At 42.4% G+C, this 9144-nt stretch carries 9 protein-coding genes; 5 read left to right on the top strand and 4 right to left on the bottom strand.

The annotated features are described in order from the left end of the window. The 4 genes from B6A27_RS11330 to B6A27_RS11315 all read left to right on the top strand — a co-directional run. Positions 1-1290: Gp15 family bacteriophage protein (locus tag B6A27_RS11330; RefSeq protein WP_139788120.1), on the top strand; the 1290-nt coding region annotated here is incomplete at its 5' end. A 420-nt stretch (positions 1291-1710) separates the two neighbouring features. Next, complete coding sequence (desB, locus tag B6A27_RS11325) at positions 1711-2802, top strand: Delta(10) desaturase DesB (RefSeq protein ID WP_066147497.1); 1092 nt, start codon at positions 1711-1713, stop codon at positions 2800-2802. Positions 2803-3153: 351 nt separating this feature from the next. Next, on the top strand, positions 3154-3321 hold the full coding sequence (locus tag B6A27_RS18485) for a transcriptional regulator (protein WP_139788119.1): 168 nt from the start codon (positions 3154-3156) through the stop codon (positions 3319-3321). 331 nt (positions 3322-3652) lie between these two features. Next, positions 3653-4774, top strand: a complete 1122-nt coding sequence (locus B6A27_RS11315) for a PP2C family protein-serine/threonine phosphatase (protein ID WP_080862180.1) — start codon at positions 3653-3655, stop codon at positions 4772-4774. A gap of 710 nt (positions 4775-5484) precedes the next feature. Here B6A27_RS11315 and B6A27_RS11310 read toward each other — a convergent pair. The 4 genes from B6A27_RS11310 to B6A27_RS19305 are packed head-to-tail and all read right to left on the bottom strand — an operon-like array spanning position 5485 to position 7900. Beyond that, positions 5485-5781: an STAS domain-containing protein gene (locus tag B6A27_RS11310; RefSeq protein ID WP_080862179.1), complete on the bottom strand. Its 297-nt coding sequence runs from the start codon at positions 5779-5781 to the stop codon at positions 5485-5487. Continuing rightward, a complete protein-coding gene (locus tag B6A27_RS11305; protein ID WP_080862178.1) occupies positions 5778-6185 on the bottom strand; it encodes an ATP-binding protein in 408 nt (135 codons plus the stop codon). Before B6A27_RS11305 ends, B6A27_RS11310 begins: the two co-directional genes overlap by 4 nt. Next, complete coding sequence (locus B6A27_RS11300) at positions 6151-6492, bottom strand: hypothetical protein (protein ID WP_044745467.1); 342 nt, start codon at positions 6490-6492, stop codon at positions 6151-6153. Before B6A27_RS11300 ends, B6A27_RS11305 begins: the two co-directional genes overlap by 35 nt. Before the next feature lie 28 nt (positions 6493-6520). After that, complete coding sequence (locus tag B6A27_RS19305; protein ID WP_080862177.1) at positions 6521-7900, bottom strand: globin-coupled sensor protein; 1380 nt, start codon at positions 7898-7900, stop codon at positions 6521-6523. Positions 7901-8031: 131 nt separating this feature from the next. On the opposite strand from B6A27_RS19305, the gene B6A27_RS11290 reads away from it, so the two are divergent. Continuing rightward, positions 8032-8880 (top strand): MBL fold metallo-hydrolase, encoded by an 849-nt coding sequence (locus tag B6A27_RS11290; protein WP_080862176.1) that lies wholly within the window; start codon positions 8032-8034, stop codon positions 8878-8880. Positions 8881-9144 lie beyond the last annotated feature (264 nt).

Raw genomic sequence — 9144 nt, 5'->3', positions numbered from 1 at the left:
ATCTATGCGTCTTTTTTGCATGCTTATGGGATTGATCTCTTTGAACAACACGGCAAACTGCATTGGAAAAAGTTTTTGCAATTGTTGCAACATCTTGATGACAAATCAAAATTCAAGGAAGTTGTGAACATACGGAAAATGCCGATGCCGAAACCTGACAAGTACAATACTGAATACCGGAAACAAATTGCTGTGATGAAGCGGATTTATGCCCTTGATCAACCGGATAAACAAGAGATTTTGGGAGATTTTGAGAATGGCCAACTTGCTGCAAAAGTGCATTTGCTGCCATTTACGGTTTTTATTCACGAACAAGAATGGGAAATGGGAGGGGTAGCCGGCGTAGCGACATGGCCTGAGCATCGCCGGAAGCGAAAGGTGGCCAAGCTGTTAACAAAATCGTTGGAACGAATGAGGGAGAGCGGGAAAAGTATATCATTCCTCCATCCGTTTCAAGTGAATTTTTACAGAAGATTTGGCTGGGAGCTTTTTGCTTCTTATAAGAAATTAATCATTGAGAATAAGCAGCTCGTCCCATTACCAGAAGCAGCAGGACGAATGGAGAGGGCCTCCCTTCAGAATGTGGATCTGTTAAACAGCGTGTATGAAGGCTATATTCGTTCATATAACGGCGGATTAAAGCGCGATCATTTTTGGTGGGAGCATTTTGTGTTCGCCAAAGCGAAGCATGCGGTATTGTACATAGATAAGGATCATCAAACAGCAGGGTATTTGTTGTATGACATGCAAAACCGGCAAATGCATGTGAAAGAAATGGTGGCTCTTCATGAAGAAGCAAAAAGAGGACTATGGAACTTTATTTGCCAGCATGATTCCATGGCAGACCAGGTGACGATTGTGACCGCTGTTGACGATCCGCTTCCTTATTTGTTGAAAGAGCCAAGAATCGTCCAAGAAATTCATCCGTACTTTATGGCGCGAATCGTTGATCTAGAACGCTTTTTGCAAGCGTATCCTTTTGTGAAACAAGAGAATCCGCTGTTTTGGCATGTGCATGATGAAGTGGCGCCGTGGAATTCAGCTATTTACCAACTGGATGAGAAGGGAGTAAAGGTATTTCGCAAGACAACAAAAGAAGAATCCACTTGTCTGCATCCGCCCAAGCGGGGGCTTTTGCTCGATATCAATACGGCGGCTGCCTTGCTGCTGGGGTATGTGCGGCCTTGGTCATTATATCAGATGGGCAAGCTGAAGGGAACAGAAGCCGAAGTCAAACAGCTGGAGGCGATGATTTCGCCAAAACCGACGTTTTTTGCTGATTTCTTTTAAGGGAGGATTGCTGCATCGCCATCATGTCAACTCTTCCCCATGTCCGCCTGTTCTTCATTAAAGCGGGAGCCTCCTCGCCTGAAAATAATGAAGGTGAGCAGAAAAGCATTGATAAAGAGAACAGAGAATTTCGTTGATTGGGAGCGCCATCTTTAAGGATGGCTTTTTTATTTGGAAAATTATCCCCAATTCCATCGATTGGTATATTCAGCTTTAGGGATCGTGCTGATAGAAAGATTAGCAACTGTTAATAATACTAGGTCATAAATCCATTGACAGGACAAATAGGGGAATGTTAAGATAAATCAAACGTATCAACAGTTATGTGATTTTTTTTATAAAATTGTAATTTTTGTTAGGTTGGCCCCTTTTGCTACATTCGATTACAGGCAAAAGGTTAAAGTTGAAAGGAGTTATGATATGAAAAAGTTTCATTCATTCGGTTGGTATGCGGCGCAAATCTCCCCGTATTTGCCGAAAAAAGCATTTCAACCTACCCCATCCCGTCTTTTCCTTGGATTGGTGTATCTATTGACAGTACTTAGTGGTATCCTCGTTATTTCTTTGTTCGATCTTCATGTGATATGGAATACCTTGATTTCTGTTGTATTAGGTTTTAGTTTTGCGGCGCTTGGGTTTTTAGGACATGAAATTTTGCATGGTACGGTTGTGCGGACACCATGGCTACGGGATTTTCTTGGAGCTGTTGCCTTTTGGCCGTTATGCACCGGTCCGAAGCTATGGAGAAAATGGCATAATGCCACACACCATGTCCATACACAAAATGAAGAAAAAGATCCTGATGCATGGCCGAGCATGAGCAAATTGGCACAAAGCCGTCTGTTGCGCTGGATCTATAAAATTCCATTTACGATACGGGCGTTTTTCGCCTTTAGTTCGTTAACGATTATGTTTACGTTTCATTCGATCAGGATGCTTGGTTATTTTCGCAAACAGTTTCAGCCCAAAAATCGCGCTATCGTCTTTTTGCAGTTTATGTTGCCTTGGATATCATGGATTGGTTTGCTGTTTATTGTTGGATTCGCGAATTGGTTTTTTAGCTTTTTATTACCGCTGTTGATCGCTAATTTTATTGTGATGAGCTATATTTCAACCAATCATCGTCTCAATCCTTTAGTTCCTGTCAACGACCCGCTTGCTAACAGTCTTTCCGTTACCGTTCCAAAATGGGTGGATTTCCTCCATTTTAATTTTTCCTATCATACAGAGCATCATCTGTTTCCAAGCATGAGTTCCAAGTACTATCCATTAGTAAAAGAACATATTAAAAGGATGTGGCCAGATCGATACCATGAAATGCCAATGCTCAAAGCATTATGGGCACTCTGGAAGACACCAAGACTTTACTATCAGCAAAACGAATTGGTCGAACCGCGCCAAGGGAATGTTTACGGATCTTTAGGAAATGGGCTGAATCCATCCAGTATTGAATATCGTAAAATAGAACCCGGAACTCAAGAAGGAAGAATAAGCAGTGAAACAGACAGATGAGCAATCCAGAAGAAAGCAGTAACATTCTTGTTCGAGAGAAAAGACGCTTGATGTTTCGGGAATAGGAGGAATGATACCGATTTCTCTGCTTTCCATACGGTGAAGAGGTTTTGCGGACAGGGATTGCCAATTGCTGAAGAAGCGGCCTCTCATAATCCTTCATTCAATAAAAAGCCCTTTGATGGAGGGGACCATCTGAGCCAAAGGGAGTTAAAAGCGTCGTATCATTTTCTAATGGCAAAGACCATTCATCCTAAGTCTCGCTATTTTTTGTCGACAACAAATGATCAAATCATGTAGGAATTTGTCTTTTTTTATCGAATGATTATAAAGGGAGAGGAGAGGATAGGAATGGTCAATCTGCAATGTCCTAATTGTGGTACAAGTGGGATCGAAAATATTGTGTCAGGTAACAGTGTCAGAAAAAGCAAAGATGGGGATACAAGGTTTCATATCGTATACTGCGTGCTATGCGGGTATATTTATGGAGTGTTTGGAAAAATCGAGACGACAATGTGATAGTCATTTGATTAAAGGCATCCTTCGGGGTGCCTTTTGACTGAAATATGATGATAACAAATTCGATTCATATGTAGCCACGCAGATTCAAAAATACGGAATCGATTGCAAGCCATCATCTTATGGGCTACCGTTGATGATGAAGCTATTTATTCAATAAGGCAAACACGATTACTGACACCGTGCGGCCGCCTCTTTGGTTCATTAGGAGAAAGTCATATTGACGATCCGCCATGCATTTGTTAGATTGTACTCAATTGATATGGAAGGCTTATCGAAAATAATGATGCCCGGATAAAAGAGACAGGGGATGAAAAAAGGGTGTTAAACGATGAACATCGTCGTAATTGAAGAGAATCAAGCAGCCGTCATGAAAATGGAAGAAATGTTAAAGAAGATCAGGGGAATATCGATACAGGTGTTTGATCAAATGGATAAGGCCCACGCGTATATGTTGCAAGAAAAGCAGGTTGATGCTGTGTTAGCCAACGTTCAGGCGATATTAGCGGAGCAAACAGAGCAAAAGCCGTCTATTTTTTTTCAAAAAGATATTCTAGTTGTGGCGATGATTGAATGTGATGACGAGATTGAATACGTTTTGGAGGCCGGAGCGTTTGATTATATTCGTAAACCATTTACAACGACGGAGCTAATCTCTCGCATTCGCTTGGCGTATCGTCAAAAACAAAGGACGGATGAGGCAAAAAGAATGAGGATCGTCCATATCGAGAAAGACCGGCAGTTATTGGAGCTGAAAAGAAAAATGGAAAAGGATTTGCAGCTTGCCCGTTGTATCCAAGAAGGAATGCTCCCATCTTCGATCTATAATGAAGAAATTTGTGTATACGGAAAATATATTCCTTCTTCTCAGCTGTCAGGAGATTTATATTATTGGAATCAAGTGAGTCCTCATGAATATGCGTTTATTGTTATTGATGTGATGGGGCATGGCGTTGCCGCTGCGCTTGTGGCGATGTCGATTCGTTCATTACTGCCAGGGCTTATGATGCGTGTAACTGATCCGCTGCGCGTGGTTTACGAATTAAACAGGCATACCTTGCGTCTTTTTGAGAATCGGTCCTATTTGACCGCCTTTTATGGTGTTGTCAATACGAAACGGAAAACGCTCGAGTATGTGAATGCCGGACATCCGCCTGCGCTGCTTTTAGAAAGAAGAGAGATGAAGAGATTGAAAGAAGGGGGAATACCGATCGGGATCGTGCCCCAATTTTCTTATAAAAAAGAGAAGCTTCAGTTCAGCGGGCCGGTTTATTTGGCGATTTATACAGATGGAATGATCGAAGCGACCGGAGGGGAATGGGAGAGCTATGTGGAGCGCATTTTGCCAAAATGTCGATCGTTTCAAGAATTTGTGCAGCAACTTGAAGGTAAAATGAATCATCAGCGCTTTGGCGATGATGATATGACATTTGTGGGCATGCATATTTTTTAGGCTACTCCCGCATTCGCTTCGAAATGGAAGATTCCTGCAAGCATAGAAGCCTCTTTCGGTTTTTTAGCAGGCTCTCCCCGCCGTTCCAACGGTGAAATGACAACGAATCTTGTAAGTTTGTTCTGGGCTTGTTTTTCGCTGCTTCGAGCGTGCAGAGACAAGGACACGTTGAAGATTGTACATGACAAACGACCTGTCTTTTCGTTTTTCTAAGAACCACTTACAAGTATAGAAAAGCCCATATGTCCTAGTAATTCCATTCTACTTTGGCTAGTGCCAATCGACATTCCTCTCCCCATTGTTTATCGGGCAACGCCCTTCATATTCCTGAAGGTGGGAGTCGTTCTGGCGGGATAGGATAAAAACAGCCGCTCTTAATCGAGGAAACGTTTATTTGGCCAGCGGTTTTTGTGAAAAGTATATAACCGGTTTACAGAACAAGCCAGTGTTTCGGATCACAGCATGTTGATCCGCCAGCTGGCTTTTCGTTTTTCTGGCGCCATCGGCTAGCTTTTGGCTGCCGATGGCCAAGGCAGTGATTCATAAATAAGAATGGAGCATAAAGCGATGTTGACGCGATGTAGCATCATTGTCTAATATGTTGTGATCTCTTACTATACAAAAGCCGCTTATCGTCCGCTTTTTCTCGAGTGTCAAGGAAAGGCAGCTTAAGCTGATGATTCGTCATAAAAACTTTTAGGAGCTATTTTTTATTTGACATCGACAAACTGATCAATTTGACAAATGGACAATATGTTTTTAATCGGAGCAGACGCTCCCATAATTTCAATGTGTATACGGTCTTTTAGAGGATATAGCCAGCTAATAAATAGGCGCACTCCAGAGCTATCAATGAATCGGACGGCAGAAAGGTCGATTTGCAACCGCGAAATGTTGCTGTATGTATGATGACGCAGTATTTCTTCCATGATGCGCGTTGTTTCAAAGTTAATATCTTGCTGAAATACGGCAATCGTCACATCGTTGTTGGTTGTTATTTGAATCATCGAAATTCCTCCTCAATTTTTGCGCGCTGAATGATGACACGCGCTTTTTTGCCAGCATCGTCAAAGGTTACGTGTGTTGCAAGCTGTTGAATGAGAAATAATCCGCATCCTTCATGTGGCGCAAGCAGGGAAGGAGGAGCTTTTGTGATTTGACTGCGCCAGTCAAAACCATTTCCGTGATCGATGAGCTCAATCGTGATGTCCTCTGTCGATAAATGAATAAGAACATCCGCTTTTTTTACTGTAGAATGGCGAATGACGTTGGAAATGAGCTCCCACAAGACAAGCTGCAGCGCGTATTGTTCCATCTCTGTCAGTACAATGTATTGATTTAATCGTTCGAGCATTGCCGCCATATTTTTGCTATAGTTATTTTCGGTAATTTTTCCTGTGATCTTGATCATCGCTCATGATGTGAGTAAGAAGTTGTTGGATATACGGATGACGATAGTCGGCTTGATGCTCGAGACGATACAATTGGCTCCATAAGGAATTATAGGTGGAGCGAAACTCGATCGGAACGCTTTCGCCAAACGAGCGCTGCAAATGCATCAGACGAAATTTAACATAATTTCGTGCGTCTACGTCGTTTGGCAATTGTCCAATGTCAATGCGGATCAGTTGTTCGTTAGCTTCGTGCAGAAGCGTTTCTGACATTTCAAATAAATGTTTAAATGTGCGCTGTTCATATTTAAATTGAGGTTGGTTCATCGTATTTCCTCCCTAAAGTTGTAAGGAGCTACTTTTTGAATTTATCTGTGAGTTCATGATTCAGATAGTTCAGCTGTTCTGCCATTTCGGCAATTTGATAAGCAGCCTTCGAGATTTCATTAAATGTGTGCTGGAAGTCTTTCATAAACTCTGTGAATGCACTAATTTTATCACTGTTCGACCTAACATCGGAAATGGATTGATCAAAAATATGAATCACGCTCTCGTTTACTGCGCGAAAAGCTCCTGTTTCATCGACAATGCGTTGAAACGAGGATTCAAATTGCTGAATCGTTTGTTGCACGATATCAATATGATTTTGAATGTAATCGAGTGATTGAGCCGTTTGATAAGCGAGCTTTCGCACTTCATTTGCTACAACGGCAAATCCTTTTCCATGTTCACCAGCACGGGCGGCCTCGATATTGGCGTTGAGAGAGAGAATGTTCGTCTGATTAGAAATGTTGCGAATCGTGTTCACAATTTCGCCAATTTGAGAAGAACTGTTAGTCAGCTCCGCTGTTAATGCTTTCGTTCCATGAATTAACTCGGCGATCGTATCAAGCTTTGTTAATGTGTCCATGACATCGTGCTTTCCGTTTTCGACCCGCTCCGCGATTTCGGCTGATTGCTGCTGAATCGTATAGATTTCGTTTAGAATATCCTGTACGTTTTTTTCGTTTTCTGTGATGGAGGCGCTCGTTTCCTCAGCGCTAGAAGCAAGAATCGCAGCTGATTCCGTGAGACGGTGCTGCAGCTCTTCGATTTCGTTTAGCTTCATCATGGATGACGTATAGGATTCAATATACGTCGCAATGGCAATTTGCATGTCGAACGAACAAAGCTTGGAAAAAGAAGAATAGGCCAGAACGGCTTCATTCGGCGGAAGCTCTTCCATCAATATTTTCAGCACCTCATTTTGGATAAGAGAATAAGCGCCTAAATACCACTCTGGAAACAAGCCGATACGATGATGAACATTGCCGATTACTTTTCTTCTAATAATATACTGTTCACCTATTTCACCAGATACCATGTCCATTAAATACGATTGCAGTGTTTTCTTGAGGCGCTCAATCGTCGAGTGGCTTTCAATAATATGGACCAAATCTGCTATTTGGCCAAGGCGCTCATAAAAAGCATCAACAATGGCGTGAACATGTTTGGCAAAAATCGGGCGCAGGGAGGCGAGACGCTGAAAATCCTCCGCTGTCAATCCAATAAGAACGACTTGTTGATGATAATTGGATGCGGAAAGCTGTCGATAATAGGCAACGGCCGAATCGGGCAAGTCAAGCGAAGATGTTTGCATGGGAGCCGTGTTCGCGTCCTTTTTCTCTTTTTTGCGAAACAGCTGGATTGCTCCGTCTTCGTTTTGGAGTAGCTTATGGAATGAGACTTTCATCATATACATCCCTCCTAATATGAATATCCCCCTTCTGCACATTATAAAGGATAATCGGTGTTTTAGGAATATTTTCTTATATCAGAATAGGCGGCAAAAAAAGTGGGATAGTATCATTGAAGGAGGGAATGGATATGAAGATAGAAGAAAATCACTACGGAAGCGACTATACCTTTATTCCGGCTATATCGGTTGCTCATGGAACAGGAACGGAAATATTGCCAGATTTATATTGCTATACCGTTCAGATTGTGAATATTTGCTTGATCGGTCTTCCCAATGCCGCTGATTTTATACTTGTAGATGCGGGAATGCCTCGTTCAGCTGATGAGATTATCGCTGCAGCCGAAAAGCGTTTTGGTTCGAATAGCCGCCCTAAGGCGATCATTTTGACTCATGGACATTTTGATCACGTCGGAGCTGTGATTGAACTGATCCGATATTGGCGCATCCCGGTTTATGCTCATCCAGCTGAACTGCCTTATTTAACAGGGAAAAAAAGCTATCCTGCGCCTGATCCGTCAGTAGAGGGAGGGATGATCGCAAAGGTATCCGCCCTTTTTCCGAATGAACCTATCGATTTAGGAAGCAGTGTTCAACCACTTCCAAGTGGAGGAATGGTTCCTCATCTGCCTGAATTTCGCTGGATTCATACCCCTGGTCATACCCCTGGACATATATCATTGTTTCGTGAAAAAGACCGCGCGCTCATTGCTGGAGATGCATTTGTTACTGTTCGTCAGGATCAACTGTTTAAAGTGCTGACGCAGAAGCTAGAGTTTAGTGGACCGCCGCGTTATTTTACAAATGATTGGGAGAAGGCAAAAGAGTCTGTTCGTAAATTGGCAACTCTGCATCCAGAAGTAGCTGTTACGGGACACGGAAAACCAGTAACTGGAGAGCAGCTCCGTGCAGGATTGATCCAGTTAGTCAGAGATTTCGATCATATAGCGGTCCCTGATTATGGTAAATATATTCAGTAAAGAAGCAGCGGATAGTCTGTGACAGATGATAAGGGAGAAGAGGATCGTATTATTTTTTCGATTCTTTCCGGGGCAAGGAGATTTGAGAAGTTCGTTTGAGTGGTTGGGATGATGGTTTTTAGCAGGCATGAAAATAGATCCATAAAAAACAGGCATCCATCAATGAAGATGAATGAATGGAATTTTAACATCATCTATCAAGAAGTCTCTCACCTTTTAATCGAGTTTAGGTGGGGGAGGTTCATTAAAGCAGTATTTTTCCAT

The organism is Anoxybacillus sp. UARK-01 (assembly GCF_002075365.1).
In the GTDB taxonomy this organism is placed as follows: domain Bacteria; phylum Bacillota; class Bacilli; order Bacillales; family Anoxybacillaceae; genus Anoxybacteroides; species Anoxybacteroides rupiense.
The sequence above is the reverse complement of the archived record's forward strand: the minus strand, read 5'-3'. Positions and strand labels throughout refer to the sequence as shown.

Coding starts and splice junctions, on each gene's coding strand:
- desB (WP_066147497.1), top strand. CDS start 1,711: ATGAAAAAGTTTCATTCATTCGGTTGGTATGCGGCGCAAATCTCCCCG.
- B6A27_RS18485 (WP_139788119.1), top strand. CDS start 3,154: ATGGTCAATCTGCAATGTCCTAATTGTGGTACAAGTGGGATCGAAAAT.
- B6A27_RS11315 (WP_080862180.1), top strand. CDS start 3,653: ATGAACATCGTCGTAATTGAAGAGAATCAAGCAGCCGTCATGAAAATG.
- B6A27_RS11310 (WP_080862179.1), bottom strand. CDS start 5,781: ATGATTCAAATAACAACCAACAACGATGTGACGATTGCCGTATTTCAG.
- B6A27_RS11305 (WP_080862178.1), bottom strand. CDS start 6,185: ATGATCAAGATCACAGGAAAAATTACCGAAAATAACTATAGCAAAAAT.
- B6A27_RS11300 (WP_044745467.1), bottom strand. CDS start 6,492: ATGAACCAACCTCAATTTAAATATGAACAGCGCACATTTAAACATTTA.
- B6A27_RS19305 (WP_080862177.1), bottom strand. CDS start 7,900: ATGATGAAAGTCTCATTCCATAAGCTACTCCAAAACGAAGACGGAGCA.
- B6A27_RS11290 (WP_080862176.1), top strand. CDS start 8,032: ATGAAGATAGAAGAAAATCACTACGGAAGCGACTATACCTTTATTCCG.